A 22471-nucleotide genomic window follows, 5' to 3' on the forward strand; every position below is an offset into this window, starting at 1 on the left:
GGTCAGCCGCCCAGCAGGGCGCACAGTCGGGAGACCGGGAACGGGCTCCGCCCGGGATCCGCGGAGCCGGCCGGGAGCGAGCCGGGGAAGCCGGAGCAGGTGCCGGTGACGGCGGCGGACACCTCGCCGGCCGGTCCGGGCTCGAAGCCCTTGACGGTGGCGGTCATGTCGGTGATGCCCTGCTTCTCGCCCATGCCAGGCCCGGCGAGCTGGTCCATGCAGGCGCTGTTGCCGGGCCGGCACTCCTCCAGTTGTCTGCCGACGTCCTTGATCGTCTGGTCGGCCTTCTTGGCGTCCTCCTCGGTCTTCTGCTGCTGTTCCTCGACCTTCTGCGCCTGCTCGGCGTTCTCCTGCTCGTCCTTGCACGCCTGGTCGTCGGGGGCGCACTCCTCGGCGGGGGCCAGGGACGAGGGGGGCCGGGCGTGCGCGGGCGGGGCGAGGAGGACCGGGGCGGCGAGGGACAGCGCGGAGGCGAGGACGGCGGTGCACAGGACGCGGCGTGCGGACGCGCGTGGGATCACGTGAACTCCCTACGGAATGGGGCGAGTCGACGGCCGGAGCGGCTCGGAGAGGCTCGGTGGGAGGCCGTCGCCGCGAACAGCAAAGATGATCAGAAGCTAATCCGACCCTCCCCGGTCGCCCGGAAGAACACACGCGCTCCGGGGTGACGCGAGCAGTGTTCACCGCATCGGCCCCATGCCGTCCGGACAGACCTCGGGCATATGTCGGACCCTCTTTCAGGTCATCGAAGGGGACCTCGTGCAGAGGTGCCGTCCCGCCCGTGCGGATGAACCCGATCTCCCCGCACCCCGCCCGGTACCGGCCCGCCGACCCCACCGGCCGCGTCCGACCGGCGGGCGGCACACCGACGGGACACAGCCCGCAGGGACACCTCCGAACGGGGGCGCCGACGGTGCCTGGGCCCTTCGGGTGTTTCGCCCGCTCCGGGGTCGCGCCGGTGATCGTTTGCGGACACGCTGCTCAGGGGCCCGGCGACCTCCCCGGCCGTCCGGCCCCACCCCACAGCCTTTCCCCCCGCCTTTCCCCCACCGCTTTTCGCCACCGCCTCCCCCTCAGCCCGCACGCGGTCCGACGCGAAGGAGAGCACAGCCATGTCCCCACGCCCTCGTCCCCGTCCCTCCCAGGACGTGACCGGCACCCGGCGGGCGGTGACCCGGCACCGCCGCACCCTCGCCACCCTCGCCGTCGTCGCCACGGCCGCCGTGGTGCTCACCCCCGTCGCGGCCGCGTCTCCCACCGCGGCCAACGAGGGGAACCCGACCGTCCTGAGCTGGGGCGCGGGCCGCACCGGTCAGCTCGGCAACGGCACCCTCGCCGACAGCCTGTCCCCCTCCTCCGTCACCAGCCTCTTCCGCGGCGACGTCGACCAGGTCTCGGCCGGCGGCACCTCGTCGGCCGACTCCTTCGCCCTCGCCCGCACCGACAAGACCGTGAAGTCGTGGGGCCACAACTCCTCGGGCCAGCTCGGCAACGGCGGCAACGCCAACCAGACCGTGCCGACCACCGTGCCCCGGCTGACCAATATCAAGGACATCGCCGCGGGCGGCCGGCACGCCCTCGCGCTCGACACCTCGGGCCAGGTCTACTCCTGGGGCGACAACGCGTACGGCCAGCTCGGCAACAACCGCACCGGGGACAGCCGTACGGTCCCCGACCGGGTGCAGGGCATGCCCAAGGTCAAGCAGATCTCGGCGGGCTGCGACTTCAGTCTCGCCCTGCTGGAGAACGGCAGGGTCTACGCCTGGGGCCGCGGCATCCACGGCCAGCTCGGCAACGGCAGCCGCGCCACCAGCTCCGTGCCGCGCCTGGTGAGCGGCCTGGAGGACGTCGTCGAGATCGACGCCGGCTGCCATCACGCGCTCGCGCTCACCGCCGACGACACCGTCAAGTCCTGGGGCTACAACCTGTACGGCCAGCTCGGCAACTCCTCCACCAAGTCCGCCACGGTCCCCGTCGACGTCGACTGGCTGGAGGGCGTCTCCGACATCGAGGCCGGCGCCCACCACAACTACGCCATGACCAGCGACAGTCATGTGTGGGGCTGGGGCAACAACCAGTACGGCCAACTCCTGGAAGGCGACGAGGCGTTCGGCGACAACGTCTCGCGCACCAACCGCACCGCGCCCGTCGAGATCCCGCGTCTGGAGGGCGTCCAGCACCTCGCCGCCGGGGCCCGGCACGGGGTCGCGGTGACCGCCGACGACGTCTTCACCTGGGGCCACAACGGCGAGGGCCAGCTCGGCAACGGCACCACCGTCTCCCGCTACGACTCGGTGCGGATCCTGACCGAGGGCTCGGCGATCAAGGACGTGGCGGTGTCGCTCGGCGGCAACACGACGTACGCGTACTGAGCGGCCGCGTGACGCTCATGTCGCCGTACCCGTACCGACGCACCGCCCGCGCCCTCCCTCCTCCGAAAGGCACGCCGATGACTCCACCCCTGCGCCGCACTCTCCTCACCTCCGTCGCCCTGACCACCGTCCTGGCCGCCCCCTGCCTGACCGCACCGGCCGCCGCGGGCACCGACCCGTGGGTCCGTGCCTGGGGCGAGAACGCCCAGGGCCAGCTCGGCAACGGCGGGCTGGCCGCCCAGCAGACCGCGACCGCCGTGACCGGCATCGCCCGTGACGACGTACGCGAGTTGTCCGCCGGAGGCGGCGGCGCCGGCGCGGCCGCCAACCCCTTCGCCGTCGCCCTTCTCAAGGACGGCACCGTCAAGAGCTGGGGCTCCAACGCCACCGGGCAGCTCGGCAACGGCACCCTCGTCAGCCAGCCCGTCCCGGTGACCGTCGCCGGGCTGTGGGGTGTCAGCGAGGTCTCCGCCGGCGCCAACCACGCGCTCGCCGTCAGGGCCGGGCGGGTGCTGGCCTGGGGCAGCAATGCCAGGAAGCAGCTCGGCACGGGTCTGGACACCACCAACCCGTACCGGACGCCGGTCCCCGTGCAGAGCCTGGACGAGGTCAGGGACGTCGGCGCGGGCTGCGACTTCAGTGTGGCCCTGCGGCAGGACGGCACCGTGTGGACCTGGGGTTCGGGCGCCAACGGCCGTCTGGGCACCGGGGCCAACACCGACCGGGACACCCCGCAGAAGGTGCCCGACCTCACCGACGTCGAGTCCGTCTCGGTCGGCTGCGACCATGTCCTCGCCCTCACCGCCGACGGCACGGTCAAGGCGTGGGGCCGCAACACCGAGGGCCAGCTCGGCAACGACAGCACCGCCGACAGCAACAAGCCGGTCGACGTAGCCTACTTGGACGCGGTGGCCGAGGTGTTCGCCACCTCGGCCTCGGGCTTCGCGGTCCTCGACGACGGCAGCCTGGCCGGCTGGGGCAAGAACAGCGACGGCCAGCTCGGCGACGGCACGAAGTCCCACCGCACCACGCCGGTCGTCCTGGACCAGCTCCGTGGCGTCCAACAGGTCGCGGGCGGAGCCGACTTCACCATCGCGGCGCTGGACGACGGTTCGGTGATCGGCTGGGGCGCCAACGCGGCCGCCCAGCTCGGTGACGGCACCACCACCTCGCCCGCGTCCACGACCGTCGCCCTGCCGCCCGGCAGCGGGATCACCCATGTGACGACGACGATCACCGGCAAGTCGGGGTACGCGTACTGACCGTCCCCGGATGGCCCTCACGGTTCGGTGGCGAGCGCTCTGCGTCGGTCGGTCACGTAGCTCGCCACCGTTTTTCGGTCACGTTCCGTCAGGAGCCGTTTCTCCACGGTCTGTTGGATGTCGTGTACGGCCTCCGCGAGTCCCGTCGACGCCTGGCAGTCGGCGTCGGCGCGTGCGGTGCGGATCTCGTCGCGGCCGAGGGCGCGCACGGCGTCCTGGTCCGGCCCGGTGCCGCCCTCCGCGACGGTCGTCCGCAGACGGGAGTCGACGGCCTGGCGCGGGGCCTGGAGGTCCTTCGCCGGATGCCCCGCCTTCGACATGCACGCCGACCAGCGCCGTACGGCGGCACGGTGGTCCGGGTCCGCCTCGACGGCGGCGATCACCCGGTTCGCGAGCCCCACGGTGACGGGCTCGACCGTGTTCCAGTCCGCCCCGTAGACCTCGGTGCGGGCGCGGGCGACACAGCCGTCGGTGGAGTACTCCAGGCTGACGCCGTCGGGCAGCCGCAGGGTCACCCGGTGCGCGGGCGTGCCGGTGAGGGCCTGCTGCCAGACCGTCTCGCGGGGTTCGTCGGCCGGCGCGGGGGCGGTGAGCCGGTAGAGGTACTCGCCGACGATCCCGTACCCGTCCTGGGCCGCCCTTCGCGGGGTGAGCAGCCCGTAGGGGTTCGTCTCCTCGCTGCGCGCGGACGTGGTGCGGGGCTGGGCCGTGTACTGCTGCCCGCGGGAGCGCATACAGGCGGCGACGGCGCGTTCCTCACGGTCGTGCAGGCGTACGGCGTCGGCGTGGCTGATCGCGGTGGCCCCCGACAGGGGACGGACGTCGGGGGCCGTGGACCCGCGGCCGGGCTGCTCACCCCCGTAGGAGCAGCCGGCCGCGGTCAACGCCACGGACACCGTGAGGAGTGTCCGCCACGCCGTCGGGGGGACGATCACACGCACCAGTCGTTCGAGGCGACGTTGTGCCAGTACACGGTGTTCGCCAGGGAGCCGTTGTAGTAGCCCCGGGAGAGCACGTAGCTGGAGCCGGTGTAGCCCGTGCCCGAGTAGATACGGACGTTGCAGCTCGTGCCGTTGTTGTAGAGCGACTCGGCGTTGTTGAACTTGTTGTACTGAAGGAGGTTGGTGTTGTCGCCGTAGACCACGCCGGGGGTGCCCGAGCCGTTGACTCCGAGGTAGGCGCACAGCCCGCCGGAGGGACAGTCGGACAGCGCCGCGTTCGCGGGGGCCGCGGTGACGACCGCGCCGGTGACGGCGAGCGCCACGCTTCCCAGGGCGATGCCGGCCTTGGCCAGGATCCGCTTCATTCTGTGTGTTCCTCCATCGCTCACGCCGCCCATGGAACGGAAGGCGTCCATCGGTGCGGCGGGGTGCCGTGCACACGATGGAGGAGGGAGGTGGCCGGGGAGCTTGCGTAAAACTTGCCTCGCAGGTGGCGCGGTGGTTGGGTGACGCCCGGCGGGGGACGGGACGGCGCGTGCGGGGCGGGGCAGGGGGACGGTGTGACGGGATTTCGGCTGCTGGGGCCCGTGGAGTTATGGGTGGCGGGCCGCCCGGTGGATCTGGGGCCCGCGAAGCGGCGTACGGTGCTGGCGGCGCTGCTGGCCGACGCGGGCGGCTGGGTGGCGGCCGAGACGCTGATCGACCGGGTGTGGGGCGAGGACCCGCCCGCGCAGGTGCGGTCGACGCTCTACGCCCATGTCGCCCGGATCCGCCGGGTCCTCGTGGACAGCGCCCCGCATCTGCGCGGCGCCGACGACGACACGGCGGCCGCGGCCTCGTTGGTGCGCGGGCCGGGCGGCTACCGCCTCGACGTCTCGCGGGACTTGGTCGACGTCCACCGCTTCCGGGGTCTGGTGGGCCGGGCCCGCGGCGCGGGCGGCTCCGACGCGGGGCGGGTGGCGACGCTGCGGGAGGCGATGGGCCTGTGGCGGGGCGAGCCGCTGGCCGGGCTGCCCGGTGCGTGGGCGGCGCGCACCCGGGAGACCTGGCTGCACCAGCGGATCGACGCCGTTCTGGCCTGGGCGGACGCCGAACTCCGGGTCGGCGGGCAGGTGGTGGTCGTCGACACGCTGTCCGTCCTGGTGGCCGAACACCCGCTGGTCGAGCCGCTGGCCGTCGCGCTGATGCGGGCCCTGCACGCCGCGGGGCGCGCCCCGGAGGCGCTGGCCTGCTACACGGCCCTGCGCAAGCGGCTGGCCGACGAACTCGGCACCACGCCGGGGGCGGAGGCGCGGCGGGAGCACCGGGCGGTCCTGAGCGGCGGTGCGGGCACGGCACCACCGCCGAGCAGGCCCAGTCCACGAGTTGGCGTGATTCCCGCTCAACTCCCCATGGAGGCGACCGGGTTCACCGGCCGTGAGGAGGAACTGGCGCACCTGGACAAGGTGGTGGCCGCGGACCGGGCGACGGCCGTGGTGATCTCGGCGGTGTCGGGGACGGCGGGTGTGGGCAAGACGGCGCTGGCGGTGCGGTGGGCGCATCGGGCCCGGGACCGTTTCCCGGACGGCCAGTTGTATGTGAACCTGCGCGGATACGATCCCGACCGGCCCATGGCGGCCGCCGAGGCGCTGGTGCGGTTCCTGACCGCGCTCGGGGTGGCCGGGCAGGACGTCCCGCTGGAGGAGGACGACCGGGCGGCGCGGTACCGCACCGAGGTCGCGGGCCGGCGGATGCTGATCGTCCTGGACAACGCCGCCACGGTGGAGCAGGTGCGGCCGCTGCTGCCCGGCACCGGTTCCTGTGCGGTGCTGGTGACCAGCCGGGACAGTCTGGCCGGGCTGGTCGCGCGGGAGGGCGCCCACCGACTGGACCTCGACCTGCTGCCCGTCGACGCCGCGCGCATCCTGCTACGGCGATTGGTCGGCCCGCGTGCCGAGGCCGAGCCCGGCGCCGTGGACGCCCTCGCCGCGCAGTGCGCGCGGCTGCCGCTCGCGCTGCGGGTGGCGGCGGAGCTGGCCGTGGCCCGCCCCGGCACTCCGCTGGCCGACCTGGTCGACGAACTCGCCGACCAGCAGCGCAGGTTGGACCTGCTGGGCGCGGACGGTGACCCTCGGACGGCCGTCGCCGCGGTGTTCTCGTGGTCGCTGCGGCAGTTGCCGGCCGACGCGGCGCGCGCGTTCCGGCTGCTCGGCCTGCATCCGGGCCCCGACGTCGACGCGTACGCGGCGGCCGCGCTGACGGACACCGGTCCGGCGGACGCCCGCCGTACCCTCGACGTCCTCGCCCGCGCCCATCTGATCCAGCGGACGGACACGGCCCGCTACAGCATGCACGACCTGCTGCGCGCCTACGCCACCCGGCTCGCGACCGCCGAGGAGACACCGGGGGCCCGCGAGGCGGCGCTCGACCGGCTCTTCGACCACTGTCTGGCCACCGCGGCCGCCGCCATGGACTGCCTCCACCCGGCCGAGGCCCACTTACGGCCGACCGCCCCCGAGACCGTCACTCCGGTGCCCGACCTGTCCGATCCCGATGCCGCGCGGGCCTGGCTGGACACCGAGCGTCCGGGCCTGACGGCGATGTCGGCCCATACGGCGACCCGGGGCCGCCCCACCCACGCGATCCGTCTCTCCTCGACCCTGTACCGCCATCTCGTCAGCGGCCAGCACACCGACGGCCTCACGATCCACGGGCACGCCCGGGACGCCGCCCGCGAGATCGGCGACCCGGTGGGCGAGGCACGGGCGCTGATCGGACTCGGCATCGCCTACTGGCAGTTGGCCCGTCACGAGCCGGCACGCCGGCATCTACAGCAGGCGCTCACGCTGTTCCGGCAGGCCGACGACGTGACCGGCCAGGCCCGCGCCCTGGTCAACCTCGGCCTGGTCGACGAACGGCTGGGCCGGTTCCTGTCGGCCGTCGAGTACCTCGAACAGGCGCTGGTGCTGTACCGCCGTCTGGACGACCGGTTGGGCGAGGCGACGGCGCTCAAGGACCTGGCCAGCGTCGAGAGCCAACTCGGCCGCTACGACCAGTCCGCCGGCCACCTCCGCCAGTCGCTGTCCCTCCTCCGCAGGACGAGCAACCGCTACCTGGAGGCCCACGCACTCAGCGACCTCGGCGCGGTCGAAGTACGCCTGGACCAATTGGACTCGGCCGCGGGTCACCAGCAACTGGCCCTGACCCTCCTCCGCGAGGTCGGCGACCGCTACGGCGAGGCGGGCGCGCTGCACGGCCTCGGCCTCGTCCACACCCGGCATGGCCGGCACCCGGACGCCACCGAATGCCACCGGCAGGCCCTCACCCTCTACCGCGAGAACGGCGACCGCGACGGCGAGGCCAGAGCCCTCAACGGCCTCGGCGAGGCCGCCCGCGCCGCCGGCCGCCCCACCGACGCCCTCACCCACCACACCGAGGCCCTCACCATCGCCGAGGACATCGGCAGCCCCACCCAACAGGCCCGCGCCCACAGCGGCCTGGCCGCCGCCCACCACTCCCCCACCCTCACCGCCCACCACTACCACCGAGCCCTCACCCTCTACACCCAACTCGGCATGCCGGAGGCCGACACGATCAGAACGAACCTGGCGGACCTGAACCTTTCGGGGGCCTGACGCTTCAGGTGCACGGCGCGAGCACATCGCTAGCATCATGACCATGCCAGACACATGGATCGGCCTCACCGCCGCCGAGCGGCGCCGGAACTGGTGGTGGACCGGGGTCCTGACCCTCATGTGTGTCGGCATGGCCATCGGAGTGACCCTGCCCTCGCCGTCGTCGACCCGGTGGTGGTGGGGCGGTGGCGTCGGCGTGGCCTGGTCGGCCTCACTCTTCTACATGATCAACCGTGGCTACGGCCGCACACTCCTCACCGCGAGCGGCATGCAGTTCCACACGTTCGTCAGCCGGCGATCGATCCCCTGGAGCGACATCACCGGGATCGAGAAGCGGGAACACCACGCGCGCAGCGCAACGTGGTGGGACCTCCGAGCCGTCCGGGTCCGCGGACGTCCACTGACGATCCCGGGAGCCTTCACCAGCCGACTGTGGGACGCGGAGTTCGACAACAAGTTGGCCGTCATCCAGGAGCACTGGACCCATGGGAGGAGCGGCTGAAGCCGCCGCCTCCCCTACAACACCTTGTAGGTCACATGCGTGACCTGGCTCGCTCGTCGTGACGTCGTCTGTTCGAGGTTCAGGGGTGGTACGCCGTCGAAGAGGCGGGTGCCGGTGGTGAGGGTGAACGGGACGATGTGCAGGCGGAGTTCGTCGATCAGGCCGGCCGTGAGGTATTGGTTGGCGGTGGTCGCGCCGCCGAGGACGGAGATCTCGCCGTCGCCCGCGGCCTCGCGTGCCTGGGCCAGTGCCGAGGTGATTCCGTCGGTGACGAAGGTGAACGTGGTGCCGCCAGCCATCGGCTGGGGCTCGCGTGCGTGGTGGGTGAGGACGAACACCGGTGCGCGGAAGGGCGGTTCGTCACCCCACCAGCCGTTCCACGGCCGGTCCCACGCGCCGCGGACCGGGCCGAACATGTTGCGCCCCATGATGAACGCCGAGGCGGCGGTCATCCGTTCGATCTCGGCCCTGTTCTCCTCGGGCGTGTCGAACATCCAGGCATGGAACCTGCCGCCCGAGCCGTCGCCGCCGTCGTTCCCGAACGGCCGCTCCTCCGTCTGGTCGGGCCCGGCCGAGCAGCCGTCGAGCGAGATCGTGATGTCGCAGATCACCTTGCCGGTCGGTGTCGTCACAGCACTCTCTCCTTCGCCGACGGGCCGTGGAGTCCAGCATGACGTGCCCGGCGCTCCGACACGGGGCCACCACGCGCGGGCGGTCCCCGTCACCGTCCTGGCAGGATGACCTCATGGAACGTGTGCTTGGTATCGGCGGCTACTTCCTGCGGTCCGCCGACCCCGTGACCCTGAGTGCCTGGTACCGCGACTGTCTGGGGCTGGACGCCGACGACAACGGGCTCTGGAATCAGCCGGCCGGGCCCACCGTGTTCGCGACGTTCGAGGCCGACACCGACTACTTCGGCACCCGCACGCAGCAGACGATGCTCAACTTCCGGGTCCGCGACCTGGACGCGATGCTCGCGCAACTGCGCGCCAAGGGCGCCGACGTGGCCGAGGAGGTCCAGGACATGGACGGCGTCGGCCGCTTCGGCTGGGTCACCGATCCCGAGGGCAACCGCGTCGAACTGTGGCAGCCCGCCTGATCCGCCCCCACCCCGGCAGTGATAGAAAAATCCCTGGTCACGCCTGATGGAAGGGATCACCTCATGCCTGCTCGTCGCATCGTCGTCATAGGTGGCGGAGTCATGGGTTCCGCGGCGGCGTGGCGGCTGGCCGCGCGCGGGGGTGAGGTCACGCTGCTGGAGCGGTTCCGGCCCGGGCACGACCGGGGCAGCTCGTACGGCACGTCGCGGATCTTCCGGCTGGCGTACACGGATCCGTTCTACGTCGATCTGGCCGTGCGGTCGCTGCCGTTGTGGCGGCGGCTGGAGGAGGAGACCGGGCGGCAGGTGCTGTCGCTGACCGGTGCCGTCGATCACGGCCCGGCCGAGGTCACCGACGCCCTGTTCGAGACGCTGACGGCGGCCGGGCGACCCGTCGAGCGGATGGTTCCGGACCAGGTGGCCGAGCGGTGGCCGGGGCTGCGTGCCGACACCGGCGCGGTGTTCCATCCGGAGGCGGGGCGGCTGCACGCCGATGACGCCGTCGCCGCGTTCCAGCAGGCGGCGCGGGCCCATGGCGCCGAGGTCCGGCACGGTGTCCGTGTGACCGGGGTGCGGGTGCTCGACAGCGGCGGTGTGCGCGTGGTGAGCGAGGCCGGCGAGGAGTGGACGGCGGACGCGGTGGTCGTCGCCGTCGGCGGCTGGACCCCGGCGCTGCTCGGCGACGGCGCGTCCGCGCTGGTCAGCGGAGTCCCGGCGCTGCGCGTCACGCAGGAGCAGCCCGCCCACTTCCCCGCCGCGGACCCCCTGTCCTGGCCCAGCTTCATCCATCACCCGGGTGCCGAGCTGCCCGCGACGGGCCGGTCGACGGACGGTGTCTACGGGCTCGGCAGCACCGACGGGGTCAAGGCGGGCTTCCACGGGATCGGACCGGTCGTCGACCCCGATCACCGCGACCGCACACCGGACGCCACGACCCTGGACGCGCTCGCCGCGTACGCCGAGCGCTGGCTGCCCGGCGTCGACCACACCGCGCCCGACCCGCTGACCTGCCTCTACACCACCACCGTCGACCACGACTTCCTCGTGGACCGGCAGGGTCCGGTCACGGTGCTCGGCGGCTGCTCGGGCCACGCGTTCAAGTTCGCCTCCGTGCTCGGCGAGCTGGCCGCCTCCCTCGTGCACGGCGAGCCCGGCCCGTCCCGCTTCGCCCTCGGTCCTCGCCCGCGCCCCGCCGCCTGACCGGCCAACGGCACGACCCTGTCAGTCACGCCGCCGCGCCCCCGGTCCCGGGCGGGCGGACACGTCCCGCGGGGAGTAGGCGACGTCACCCGGACGGGCGCACACCACTTCCGCACGCCATGTGGCCCGCACTCAGCCCTTCCCGGGTACCGGCATCGGATGTGTGGCCGGTTGCCGACCAACGGCATTCACACCGATTGCGAGAACCAGCAAGCGATCGTCACTCCCATGGGAGAGCTGACGATCGGTCACCTGCTCAACCCTCGAACACCTGGGCCACGCACAGGCCGTCGCGGGCTGCAGAGCCGTAGAGCCGCCAGAGGGCATCCAGGGTCTCATGCAGGTCCTCCAGATAGCCCACGGGGATACCGCCGCGGATGATCCCGCTGAGCACATCCGGGGCATTGCGCATCACCTCGTCGACGTCCACGGAAGCGATGAAGTCTGCCACGCCGACGACTTCCTGAGGCGACAGAACGGTACATACGGTGCCAACGCCGTCGTCTCCCAGAACCGTCTCCCCAGATACCGCAGACAGCGCGCCTTCGCCGGCGCCCGCCCTCTCCAGCAGTCGTTCCACCACATTCGCGTCCTCGCCGAGGTCGCACAGGTCGTCCGACTCGTCGTCTTCCAAGGCTCGCCAACGGGACAACACCTGCTCGAAACCGCCATGCACCTCATGCCGAGGGAGAGCGAACAGGGACACATTCATTGTTGTTCATCGCCTTTCACTCGATTTGAAGTCAGTAGGCTAGCAGAGGACCAGCAAGCCCCGGGAAGAGAGATGAGGAATCAGAGGAACCTCCGAACGGGCTTCTGGACCAGTCGTGATTCTCCACGTTGTTGTGCCACCACTCCTGGGACCGTTCTTTCCATTGCGAGTACCAGGTCTTTTCCTCAGTCACAGGAGCACGATTCGGCGGAGGGTTGGGGTTTCGGTTCTTGTCGTCCTTGATGTTCGATTTCCTGTACGCGATGACGCCATCACTCTGCACCGACGGAAAGGCATCCACCCACTCACCGGTCTTGAAGAGATTCGGTCCCTTCATCGGCGTCATCTTGAAACCGACTTTGACCTTGAGTTCCTTAGTTTTCGGATCGGCCGCGAGCTGCTTCCTGAGGCTGCTCACATAGTCTTTGACCTCTTGTTCACCTGCAATTTCTGCCGCGCCTCCGAAATGCTTCACATCCCACACATACACCGTGTCCTCCGTCCAGTAGAGAAGGTCGGCCCAGCCACCCTTCTTCTTCCCTGGCACATTCCTGATGTAGTTCTCGGAGTCGCGGTACCCCCTGGTCTGCTGCAGATCAACGGTCACCTTGCCCTTCCCCTTGGGCTGCAAGAGACGCAACCACGTCATATACATGATGATCGCCGTGTCGTGCGCCTTCGTATACTTTTCCTTGATGATTTCGGCGCGACGCCTCTTCTTCTGCTCCTCCTGCTGCTTCGCATGCATGGACTCGGCCTTGACAAGGTCCATGAGGCCCGTGGGGTCGCTACGTGACACCGGGCTGTTGTGGCTGTAGGCATAGCCGTTCATCTGAAGCGGATCGGCGATGTCGACCACAGGGTCCGCGGAGAGAAAACGTCCCGAGTCCTGGTCGTATTCGCGCGCGCCAATGTGTGTCAGTCCGGTGGCCGCGTCGTCAACACCGACGCCAAGATAGCCACGCTTGTTGGGCCACGTCGTCGGCTTGGGGCCGCGGAGCTCACCGTACGGTTTGTACGCACGGCGGGTCACCGGTTGGCTGCCGGACAGTTCCACCGAGGTGGTGGCAGTACCCAGGTGGTCGGCCAGGAGGACGTTGAGCTTGTGACCCGTGGCGGCGCCGTTGCTCGCGGTGCGCGTCACGGTCGGGGCACCGCTCTGACTGTAGGCGCGCGAGGCTCGGGTGACCTTGCCCGCCGAGTCAGTGGTGACCTCGGTCTCGCCCAGATAGAGCGTCGATCCTGCCGACGAATACTCGAGGATGCGGCTTCCGTCGGCGTCGTAGACGTACGTCGTCTTGTTGCCGTCGTCTGTGATCGTGTCGAGCTTGTTCTCTGATGTCCACGTCAAGCTCTGCGTTGTGTCGTACAGATCGCGGACTTCGGTGTTGCCCACCGCGTCGTAGGAGTAGCTGCTGCCCCTGCCGGGAGGATTGGTGCTGACCCACTGGAGAGTGTGCGGCTGATGTGTGGTGTAGCTGTACTTGTAGGCGACGTCCTTGGTCGCGTCCGCGAGGTCATGCTCTGTCATGGTGGCGCGGTTGCCGAGCCAGTCGAAGGTGAACGACTGGCGATAGGCAGTGGCTCCGGTGGACACCGTGGCCGCTTGGGGAGCGGCAGCGGCCAGACTCGACGTCAGCGCACTGTCCGGGGAGGTGACATCGGTCGCTGCATCCGGAGCGTCAGCGACCGGGCCTGATGAGGTCTCGAAGTCGGTGCGGTAGCCCCAGGAGCTACCGTCCGTGGACGTGCAGCCAGTGCCGGCGCCGTCGGGAGCCACCTTCGAGGTCCAGGCGTTGACGAGCTCGCCCATCGCATCATAGGTGAAACACTGGTTGTCCCACGTCGCCCCGGAAGCGTCCGAGAGGCGACGGGCCTCGGAGGTGATCACCCCTGCGGCGTCGTACGAGTAGTAGCTGTCCGTCAGGCGATGCGGGCCCGCCGTCTCACGGTCGGCGATGGTGCGTTGCAGTCGGCCCGTCCGAGGGTCGACGAAGTTCGTCGTCCAGACTCGCTGGGGTTGCGAACCGGAGACCGTCCGCAGGACCTCGCCATAGGGCGAATAGGTGACGTCCGCCGTGTACCAGGACTGTCCGGACGTGGACTCCGCCAGGCCGTCACCGTTGTAGCGGGTGATGACCCTTTCCTTCGCAAGACCACCGATCGCGGGCATCGTGACCGACAGCGGCTGCCCGGTGACGGGGGTGTACGTGTACGTGTATGCGTATGTCCCCGCGAGCCCCGTGGTCATCGAGTTGGCCGGGATCACCGTCTCACGGCCCGTGGGCCGGTACCCGGCGTCGTACCCGGTGACCCGGTTGATGTAGTCGCCGTCGGCGGTGTGCCGCTTCGACTCCGCCGGCTGGCCGAGCCCACCGGGCAGCGAGTCGTAGGTGAACTCCTTGACGGGCGTGGCAGTCTCGGATCCCTCACGGATCGCGCTGAGCCTGCCGAGGACGTCGTACTGGGTATAGGTGGTCCGGCCTTCGGCGTCGGTCACCTTGTTCGGCCGGTCCGCCTCGTCGTACCAGGTGTTGGTCCTGCCGGTGTCGGGGTCGTTGACGGAGGTGACGCGGGCGCGCGCGTCGTACGTGTATGTCCAGGTGTTTCCGGCCGCATCGATGACTTCGGAACGGTTGCCGCGGACGTCGTAGTGGTAGGTCGTCGTACGGCCCGTCGTCGACGCGGCACCGCTCTGCGCGTAGTGCTTCAACGAGGTGACACGGCCCAAGGCGTCGGTGTACGTCCGGGTCCGGGGTGCGGTGGAACCGGCCGGGTTGACATAGACGCTGGTGTCGCTGTAGGCCGTCTCGGTCGCGTACCGGTAGTCGCCGTCCAGATAGGTCGACAGACGCACCTGACGTTCCAGACCGTCGTAACGCGTCTTCGTCCAGCTGGGTATCAGCGACTTCGACTTCGGAGCGAAGATTTCGGCCGCAGGCTCGCCCTTGGCGAGATAGCCGCCGGTCTGCTCATCGACCAGACCGTGGTCGTTGTAGGTCGTGTCCTTGACAATACGCCCTGGCCCGTGCGCGTCCTCCTGTGTCTGGACCTGGCGCATCAAACCGTCGTAGATGGTCACCTGGCGCGCGTAGGTGCCGTCGCCCTTCAGCGTCCTGGCAGTGACGGCTGCCGGGCGGGTCTGCTCGCTGGTGGCGATCGCCTCCTGATAGGAGAACTGGACATCCGGGTCCCCCTCGCCGGCACGAGCCGCCGACCAGCCCTTGACCAGACGTCCCAGCGCGTCGTACTCGGTGCGCGTGACCTTGCCATTGGGGTCGGTGACCGTCAACGGCAGGTCTCGCCCCGGATCGAACGTCGTCCTGGTGACATGCCCCATGGCGTTGATCGTTCTGGTGGCGGTCACCGGACCGCCCGTCGCCGGGGTGTACTGGATCTCGGTCGTGCCCTCACCGGGCTTGCTGTGAGTACGCAGTCGGCCCAGCTCGTCGTAAGTGCTCTCGGTCACGACCGAGTACGAGGTGCCGGCACCGTTGATCTCGGCCACCGAGGTGAGTTGCCCCTGCGCGGGGGTTGCTCCGTAGGCCAGCCTGTCGTAGGTGTTGCGTACCGCCTGCTTCAACTCGGTAGCTGGGTCCGCCGATCCGTACCCAGCGCAGGAGGTGGCTGTCGTCCGCCGTTCCTTCAGGAGTCCGATCAGCCAGTCCGAGGTGTTGTGCACGTACAAGGTCTTGGTGCACGTCTGGTCGGAGAGGGCCTCGCCCCCGTCTCCATTGGGCTTGACCACCGCCGTCTCGACCTGCACGGGCAGACCGTAGGTGTCGTCGGGAGTGGTCAGCGTGCGGACGGCCCGCCAGCTGGTGTCGACTGTCTGTATCTCGTCCGTGCGCTTGGTCCCGACACGGTGTGCCAACAGCGGTTCGATGTCCGTGCCGGCCTCCGACTCGCGGGGGCGGGAAGCCGTCTGCTGCGACCACGGGTAGGTGAGTGTTCGCGACTGCACCCGCTTGTCCGAGTCGAGATAGGTGATCGATTCGGCTGTCATGCCCGCATACTGCGGCGCATCCTCCGTGACCAGCGTGTACTTACCTGTACTGTCCTTGACCTCGCCGCCCAGGCCCTGGAAGTAGCGCGTCTCGGAGTACGACTGGGACTGCGGGTCGCCCTGCTGAGAGGTGGACTTGCTGCCCTTGGTCACCCCCACTTGACGGTATCCACGCCAGTCACTGTATGTGCGCAGGGCAGGGCGGGTGAACTCGTCGTCGGTCTTGGCCCAGGCAGGACCCGTGTAGGAGTAGGAGGTGTGAACAGGCTTGCCGTGGGATGTGACCTTGTCGGTCTCGGTGACGGAGGCCACGACGTATTTGTTGAACCACGCCTTCGCCGGCGTTTTCTCGTCCCCGTCCGGCGACCAGCGCACCGGGTAGCAGGTGCCGTTGCTCCTGCCCTTGTCCTCGGCGGGCTCACTCGCGCAACCACCGGTGTACTCGACTTCTATGTCACCCCCGTACTCGGTCGCGACGGTGCCGATGCGGGGACGAGTGAAGCCCGGTCGCTGGTCGTTCGGGCCGCTGCCGACGAGGTTGGGCAGCTGGCGGTCCTTGAGGCGGGCGCGCAGTGGTGAGGCGGACCCGACTGTGTACTGGGCAAAGCTCACACCGTCCTTCGACTGAAGCAGACCGGTGGAGTCGCCGGGTGCGAAGCCCCTACGCGTGATCGAGTTCAGCCAGAGGCCGGGAGAGGTGTCGTACCAGTCCTCGGGGAAGGACTGATGCAGCGCATACGTGTCGACGCTGCCGAGGCCGCTCTGCCCGGGGCGGGCCGCCTTCGTCGTCACGGTGTCCAGGCGGACCTGGGTCCAGAAGGACGGGAAGGCGGGGCACAACTTGGACGTGGACTCGCAGTTGAGGTTGCCCGGGGTGTCCCACCATGGACGGTACGCACCCGGGTCATCGGTCTTCGCGAAGTTCGCGGCGGCGCAGATCGTGGCCGACTTCAGGCAACGCTGTGCAACCCCGAACTCGATGGTGGCGGACGGACTGGTCAGGTCGGAAGCACGCATGCCGTACTCGATCGAGGACGGGTAGGCATAGCGGTCGTACTGTTCGGGGGACTTGAACTTCTTCTTGACCGCGTAGTAGTTCGTCTCCTGCTTCCAGTTGACGATCATCGCGTTGTCGTGCACGTCCACGACCTTGTCCATGCCCCAGCGCCACGCCTGCTTCTTCCCAGCGCCGCAGCGTGAGTCGGCGAAGGTGTCGGCGTGGCACGGCTCCTCGGGGTGGTTACCGAAAACAGGGACGGTGGAGACGGAGTGCGTATCGGCGTGGCCGCCGCCCACCTCGTTGAGGCCGAAGAAGTACCGCGTGCCGTCGGTGGTGGTGACGACCCAGTACTCGCCGTTGTTGTCGGCGTTGCCGCCCCCGGACTTCAGCTCGACGCGTGTGCCGTCGTCCTGCTGTGGCCGGTAGGTGTTGGTCGCGCCGACCCGCACCAGTTCGGTGCTCCTGCCGCCCAGCGACATCACCGCGTTGTACGACACCCAGCACAGGTCGGACGTCTTGTCCTTCTTGGCCGTGTTGTTGGGCGTTCCGGAGTTCAGGCTTTTGCGATCGTCCTGGCAAGGGCGATAGCGCCGCTCGATATGGCCGGGGTCGTAGTCCCAGCCCTCACCGATCCAAGAGGCTTGCGGTGAGGATACGGCGGTACGCCCGTCCACTGTCTGGGAGTTGTAGGAGAAAGCGACGGTGGGGGACGGCCCGGCCGGCGGGGTCGGAACGGCCAGCGGATAGGACCATGTGAAGGCTCCCGAGGATCCACCAGCCTCCCACTTGCCGTCGGAAGAGAGGGGGGGTGGCCTTGAACGACCCTCCCGCGCCACCCCCGGAGTCAACCGCGCCGATGACGGCGGTGTCGCCGGACGTGGTCACGGGTGTGGCCGTATCGCGATATGCAGCCTGCACCATCGAGGGAAGGCCGGACGACGCTGACTTGTCGGCGGCGACCGGCGTGACCGTGCCGTCAGCGGCGGTGTCGACCGTGGCGGTGATCGACTGGGCCTCGGAGTCGTTGGTGGTCTCCAACTCCTCGTATGCCTGGCATGCCTCGTCGTCCGGGGTGGTGAGGTAGCACTCGGGGAATTGCACGAAGCGGAGTCGGGAGGCCCAGTCCGCGCCGTAGAGGTTCTTGAACTCGGCGTAGTCGAGCTCGACGGATATGGGGACGGAGCCGGTCGCGGGAGCCTGAACGGTGATGACTGCGCCGTCGACGCCTTCTGACACGGTGGCGGTACGGGCAGCCACGGACACCTGCCAGGTGCCGTTGGGTGCGGGCTGACCGGGTGCCTGCCCAAGGCTCACGGGCAGAGCGCCGACCGGGGTAAGGCCGATCTCCCGGACATCTGCGGCACCGCGGACGAGGGCCGTCTCCCTGTTGGCGGTTGCCCTCGTGGCGGTGGCCGTTTCTGTGGCCGTGCCGAAACTGACCGTGCCGGTCTCCGCGGTGGGCGCTGTCGCCGTGCCCGCCGGTGGCTGCTCCTGGTCGGCGGGCACCTCGACCTTGAGGCTTTCCAAGTCCCGTTCGAAGGTCTCGCCCGTGACCGGCGTCTCCTTCTCCAGGGTCTCCAGTTCCAGTGTTTCGCGGCCCTGTTCGGCAGCTGTGGGGTCGGGCGGCAGTGCCAAGGACTGGACGGGCAGCAGCCCCACCAGCAGGGCAGCGCCGACCATGGGCACGACGACACGGCCCAGACGGCGGCGACGGGCAGACGAAAAGCGACCGAACACGGCGAGGTCCCCCCGGACCACTTGTGGCGGGACCGGGAACGGACCACGCGTGATGGCGTATCAGATGGCGAAGATTCTGCGACGACAGCGTGAACACGCGCCAGAGCGGACCATGCCATGTGATCATCATCACGTATCGTAATCGGCCGTAGCCCTGCGTGTCGGACTAAGTCGACTCTGCTCATCTTCCGGAAATCCCTGGGCCTTTCGGTTCGTCCGGCAGCAATCCACTGATCACCTATCAGATCCATGCCATCAGGCGACCGTAAGGTCGTCACCGACCGTTTCGCCCCTCGGGGTGTGGTCACCCACCGACTGCGGTCAGGCCACGCGAAGCACCACATGCGCTACGACGACACGCCCGCTTCCGCTTTCGCCCCGTCGGTGCACAGGGTGACGAAGGCCTTCACATGGGTCATCATCAGCTGGCCCTGCCATGCCCTGACCGGATCGGGAAGATCCGCGCCGGGGAGCCGATGTCTCATGGCCCGGCTTCACCATTCCGGCCGCGCCCGCCCCGCGCGCCGGCTCCAAGGGGGAAGGGACCTCGTCCGATGACGCGTACCCGGCGCCGGATGCCTGGCCGCCGCACCAGCGCGGTGGTGCTCACCGCGGCCGTGCTGGTGGGCGGCCTCGCCTACACCGGTTTCCAGTTGGAAAGCCCGAAGGGCGCCGGCAGCCACCCCGACCGACGGCCCGGGCCCCTCTCCGAGGCAGCGGCAGTGGAGACGGCCGCGCGGACCGGCAAGCCGGTCGAGGTCACCGCCCTGCGTACTGCGCGCTCCACCACCTGGGCCCGCCCCGACGGCAGCATGGCCAAGAAGCTGTACTCCTCCCCCGTACGGGCCAAGGTCGGCAGCGAGTGGAAGGACATCGACTACCGCCTGCACCGGACAGCGGAGGGCTGGGAACCGCAGGCCACCAACACCCGGGTGGTGTTCTCACCCGGTTCCCGGGCTGCGGGACGCACATCCCGAAGCTCCGTGCACCGGATGCCCCTGGTCAAGGGCGCCACGAATGGGGACGGCACCGACACGGCGCTTGCCACCCTGCACATCGACGACTACGAGCTCCAACTGACCTGGCCCGGCACCGTCCCCGCCCCGATCATCGACGGCTCCCGCGCCCTGTACCCCGAGATCCTCCCGGGCGCCGACCTGGTCCTCACCGCCGACGACGACGGGTTCGCCCAACTGGTCGTCCTGAAGAACCGGCAGGCCGCCTCCGACGCCCGTGTCCGGCAACTGTCGTACGGCATCACGTCGGAGGACCTGACCTTCCGGCTCGACCCGGTGTCCCACGTCCTCATGGCTGAAAACGCCTACGGCAACGAGGTCGCGACCTCGCCCACTCCACTGATGTGGGACAGCAGCGGCCTCCCGGCGGTCACCGACAGCACAGTCGGCGCCACCGCCCAGCCGACCGAGGCAGAGTCACCGATCCCCACGGACGAGGGCGCAACGCCGGAGGACAGCGCCAGCCCCAGCGAGGACACGCCAGCCGAGTCGGACGAGCAGAGCGACACCAGCCCCGAAACCCTCCCGTCGGCCACCGATGGTCCCGAACCTACGGTGTCCGAGTCCCCCTTGCCGCCTGCGCCACCCGAGCCGACCCCCGCGCCCTCGCAGAGCGGATCGGCGGCCACGCTCAGTCTGCCCTCCATCGACGGCCCGTCCCCCGACTCCCGCGGCGATCTGGTCGAGGTCGGCCTGTCCGGGGCGAACTGGGTCTTCACGCCCGACCCGAACTTTCTCACCGACCCTGCGACCACGTACCCGGTCTTCATCGACCCCTCGGTGAAGAAGCACACGCAGAACTGGACCACCGCTTACAGCAGGCACCCCAACGCCTCCTTCTACAACGGTAAAGGCTTCAACAAAGGCGGTACGCACGAGGCTCGGGTCGGCTTCGAGTCCGACACCTGGGGAACTTCGCGCTCATTCTTCAACATCGATTTCGACAAGGACCTCAAGGGCACGAAGATCACCAGCGCGAAGCTGCGCGTCCTGGAGACATATGCGTGGTCGTGCAGTTCCCGCTCGATGACGGTTCACCTGACCGGCGCCATCAACTCCCACACCAACTGGAAGAACGCCCCGAAGCTGCACAACGGCAACAAGTACGCGACCAAGAGTTTCGCCCACGGATACAAGTCGGGCTGCCGGGATGCCTACGAGACCTTCGATGTGAAGAAGGCCGCCCAGCTCCGCGCCGACCAAGGGAAAGACAGCATCACCTTCGGCATGCGGGCGTCCGACGAGCACAGCCAGTACGCGTGGAAGAAGTTCCAGGCCGACGGTGACAATGCGCCTGTCCTTGAGCTGGTCTATAACCGCCGGCCGACCATCGACCCCAAGGCACTCGACCTTGGCCCCGACGCAAAGTGCACCACCACCGAGCCGTACGTCCGCATGGGGTCGGGCAACCTGACCTTCACCGCCCGCGCATCCGACAAGGACAAAAACCTCGACTTCTTCGATTTCGACCTGTGGCCCACAGGCAAGTGGGACAACACGGGTGACCTGCTGGGGTCCACGGGCAAGGTTTCCACGGGCAGTGACACGGACACCGCGCTGCGCACCACCACAGGCTTCTCCACGAGCAAACTGAGCAACGGGACCCTGTACTCCTGGCGGGTCCAAGCACGCGACGATGCTGGCTCCACCTCCGGATTTGCGCCGGCGAAGACACCGTGCCGTTTCGTCCTGGACACCAGTGCGCCCAAGCCGCCCAAGGTCAGTTCCACCGACTTTCCCAACGCCGACGGCGACGAGAACGGCTTCGGCAACGACGCCGAGGACGCCAACTGGAGCGCCAAGAAGTTCGGAACCCCCGGCTCGTTCACCGTGCGGGCCCTCAATACCGATGTCGTCCGGTATGAGTACGGGTTCAACTCCGCCAGTTACCCCTTCTCGCTCGCTCGCACATCCGGTACCGCCACCACAGTGACCGCGACGCTCGCGAACGCGAAGCCGCCCACCGCGGGGCCGAACGTCCTGTACGTCCGTACCGTGGACGCGGCCGGCAACGTCTCGCAGCCGACGAAGTACTTCTTCTACGTCTCGCCACGCGACCAAGCCGACGCGCCGGGCGACTTCACCGGCGACAAGCTCGCCGACCTCATGGTCGTCACGGAGGGCGGGAACCTGGCGCTCTACCCCTCGCAGGCCACCAACGACCTCGCCAAGGGCAGCGGCGACCTGGACTACTCCATGTCCGGCGCCTACCGCGCCAATCCCGACAAGGACCCCAACGGCGACGACCTGCCGCCCTTCGTCGCCGCCCCTTCCGGGCACTTCAAGGGTGCCCTGATCACCCACAACGGCGACATCTACGGCGGAGACGGCCTCCAAGATCTCGTCGTGCGCGTCGGCGGCAAGTTGTGGGTCTACCCGGGCGACGGCTACGGCGCCGTGAACGTCGACAAGCGCCGCGAGATACTCCTGCCCGACAATGCACCGAAGCCCGCCGACCTCAGCCAGATCGTGGCGGCCGGCGACATCACCGGAGACGGACGAACCGACTTCTTCGCCACCTCCGGCGACGCACTGTGGGCCTTCACCGGCTACCACGGAGCCACCGTCGACCAGGCCGTACGACTGTCCGCCTCAGCCTGGACCGAACGCGACATCGTCACCGTTCAGGACATCAGCGGTGACGGCGTCAGTGATCTCGTCTACCGCACCGACGTCTCCGCAAGATTGCTGCTGCGTAAGGGCATTGCGGCTTCCGGCGGCGGAGTGACACTCACCTCGCTTGCCTCCGCGGCCAACTCCTCGGGCGGCGTCGACATCGAGTACGGAGCCGCGGGCTGGGGCAGCGCCAGTATCCCGCACCTCATCGGGACGCCCGACGTCAACGGGGACTCCGTGCCCGACATCTGGACCGTGCGCTCCGACGGAGCGGTGCGCTTCTACGCGGGCAGTAAGACGGCACTGTCAGGATCTGGTGCCGAGATCATCGCTCCGGCGAGCTACTGGAAGACCCGTATCGCCATCGGCTGAGCCCTACACTCCGCGACACCCA

General features: G+C 69.3%; 13 protein-coding genes and 1 pseudogene. 7 read left to right on the forward strand and 7 right to left on the reverse strand.

All coding sequences use genetic code 11. The features are described from left to right. Positions 1-2: 2 nt before the first annotated feature. Positions 3-521 carry a hypothetical protein gene (locus G6W55_RS00340; protein WP_175518691.1) on the reverse strand — a complete coding sequence of 173 codons (519 nt, stop codon included), beginning with the start codon at positions 519-521 and terminating at the stop codon, positions 3-5. Positions 522-1112: 591 nt separating this feature from the next. Between G6W55_RS00340 and G6W55_RS00345 the strand changes: the two genes are divergently transcribed. Further along, a complete protein-coding gene (locus G6W55_RS00345) occupies positions 1113-2372 on the forward strand; it encodes a sialidase (RefSeq protein WP_244368369.1) in 1260 nt (419 codons plus the stop codon). 77 nt (positions 2373-2449) lie between these two features. Continuing rightward, entirely contained in the window at positions 2450-3634 is a 1185-nt protein-coding gene (locus G6W55_RS39175) for a chromosome condensation regulator RCC1 (protein WP_175518692.1), read from the forward strand. 17 nt (positions 3635-3651) lie between these two features. Here G6W55_RS39175 and G6W55_RS00355 read toward each other — a convergent pair whose 3' ends face one another. Continuing rightward, positions 3652-4530, reverse strand: coding sequence for a hypothetical protein (locus tag G6W55_RS00355; RefSeq protein ID WP_309243581.1), 879 nt, complete (start codon positions 4528-4530; stop codon positions 3652-3654). A gap of 35 nt (positions 4531-4565) precedes the next feature. Then, positions 4566-4940, reverse strand: a complete 375-nt coding sequence (locus G6W55_RS00360; protein ID WP_175518693.1) for a peptidase inhibitor family I36 protein — start codon at positions 4938-4940, stop codon at positions 4566-4568. Between the two features lie 234 nt (positions 4941-5174). Between G6W55_RS00360 and G6W55_RS00365 the strand changes: the two genes are divergently transcribed. Together G6W55_RS00365 and G6W55_RS00370 are read left to right on the forward strand one after the other, a co-directional pair. Further along, positions 5175-8189 carry a tetratricopeptide repeat protein gene (locus tag G6W55_RS00365; protein ID WP_309243582.1) on the forward strand — a complete coding sequence of 1005 codons (3015 nt, stop codon included), beginning with the start codon at positions 5175-5177 and terminating at the stop codon, positions 8187-8189. Positions 8190-8232: 43 nt separating this feature from the next. Further along, a complete protein-coding gene (locus G6W55_RS00370) occupies positions 8233-8691 on the forward strand; it encodes a hypothetical protein (protein ID WP_244368370.1) in 459 nt (152 codons plus the stop codon). 14 nt (positions 8692-8705) lie between these two features. On the opposite strand, the gene G6W55_RS00375 is transcribed toward G6W55_RS00370, so the two are convergent. Continuing rightward, positions 8706-9323: a dihydrofolate reductase family protein gene (locus tag G6W55_RS00375; RefSeq protein WP_175518694.1), complete on the reverse strand. Its 618-nt coding sequence runs from the start codon at positions 9321-9323 to the stop codon at positions 8706-8708. Between the two features lie 113 nt (positions 9324-9436). On the opposite strand from G6W55_RS00375, the gene G6W55_RS00380 reads away from it, so the two are divergent. Then, the gene (locus tag G6W55_RS00380) at positions 9437-9790 is read left to right on the forward strand and encodes a VOC family protein (RefSeq protein WP_175518695.1); all 354 of its coding nucleotides are present in this window, start codon (positions 9437-9439) and stop codon (positions 9788-9790) included. 63 nt (positions 9791-9853) lie between these two features. Continuing rightward, on the forward strand, positions 9854-10990 hold the full coding sequence (locus G6W55_RS00385) for an FAD-dependent oxidoreductase (RefSeq protein ID WP_175518696.1): 1137 nt from the start codon (positions 9854-9856) through the stop codon (positions 10988-10990). Between the two features lie 256 nt (positions 10991-11246). Here the strand turns inward: G6W55_RS00385 and G6W55_RS00390 are convergent, their stop codons facing one another. The 3 genes and pseudogenes from G6W55_RS00390 to G6W55_RS00400 form a co-directional block, all read right to left on the reverse strand. Next, positions 11247-11696, reverse strand: a complete 450-nt coding sequence (locus G6W55_RS00390; RefSeq protein WP_175518697.1) for a DUF1877 family protein — start codon at positions 11694-11696, stop codon at positions 11247-11249. A 778-nt stretch (positions 11697-12474) separates the two neighbouring features. Next, a pseudogene (locus tag G6W55_RS00395) lies at positions 12475-18388 on the reverse strand (RHS repeat domain-containing protein); the annotation flags it as partial. A gap of 404 nt (positions 18389-18792) precedes the next feature. Further along, positions 18793-18930, reverse strand: coding sequence for a hypothetical protein (locus G6W55_RS00400; RefSeq protein WP_167797320.1), 138 nt, complete (start codon positions 18928-18930; stop codon positions 18793-18795). A gap of 69 nt (positions 18931-18999) precedes the next feature. Between G6W55_RS00400 and G6W55_RS00405 the strand changes: the two genes are divergently transcribed. Next, the gene (locus G6W55_RS00405; RefSeq protein WP_078636520.1) at positions 19000-22449 is read left to right on the forward strand and encodes a DNRLRE domain-containing protein; all 3450 of its coding nucleotides are present in this window, start codon (positions 19000-19002) and stop codon (positions 22447-22449) included. Positions 22450-22471 lie beyond the last annotated feature (22 nt).

This window comes from Streptomyces sp. CAI-85 (assembly GCF_013363615.1).
GTDB lineage: Bacteria > Actinomycetota > Actinomycetes > Streptomycetales > Streptomycetaceae > Streptomyces > Streptomyces antibioticus_B.

Excerpts from the sequence above, each read along its gene's own strand:
- G6W55_RS00345 (WP_244368369.1), top strand. The coding sequence starts at position 1,113 with ATGTCCCCACGCCCTCGTCCCCGTCCCTCCCAGGACGTGACCGGCACC.
- G6W55_RS39175 (WP_175518692.1), top strand. The coding sequence starts at position 2,450 with ATGACTCCACCCCTGCGCCGCACTCTCCTCACCTCCGTCGCCCTGACC.
- G6W55_RS00360 (WP_175518693.1), bottom strand. The coding sequence starts at position 4,940 with ATGAAGCGGATCCTGGCCAAGGCCGGCATCGCCCTGGGAAGCGTGGCG.
- G6W55_RS00370 (WP_244368370.1), top strand. The coding sequence starts at position 8,233 with ATGCCAGACACATGGATCGGCCTCACCGCCGCCGAGCGGCGCCGGAAC.
- G6W55_RS00380 (WP_175518695.1), top strand. The coding sequence starts at position 9,437 with ATGGAACGTGTGCTTGGTATCGGCGGCTACTTCCTGCGGTCCGCCGAC.
- G6W55_RS00385 (WP_175518696.1), top strand. The coding sequence starts at position 9,854 with ATGCCTGCTCGTCGCATCGTCGTCATAGGTGGCGGAGTCATGGGTTCC.
- G6W55_RS00400 (WP_167797320.1), bottom strand. The coding sequence starts at position 18,930 with ATGAGACATCGGCTCCCCGGCGCGGATCTTCCCGATCCGGTCAGGGCA.
- G6W55_RS00405 (WP_078636520.1), top strand. The coding sequence starts at position 19,000 with ATGACGCGTACCCGGCGCCGGATGCCTGGCCGCCGCACCAGCGCGGTG.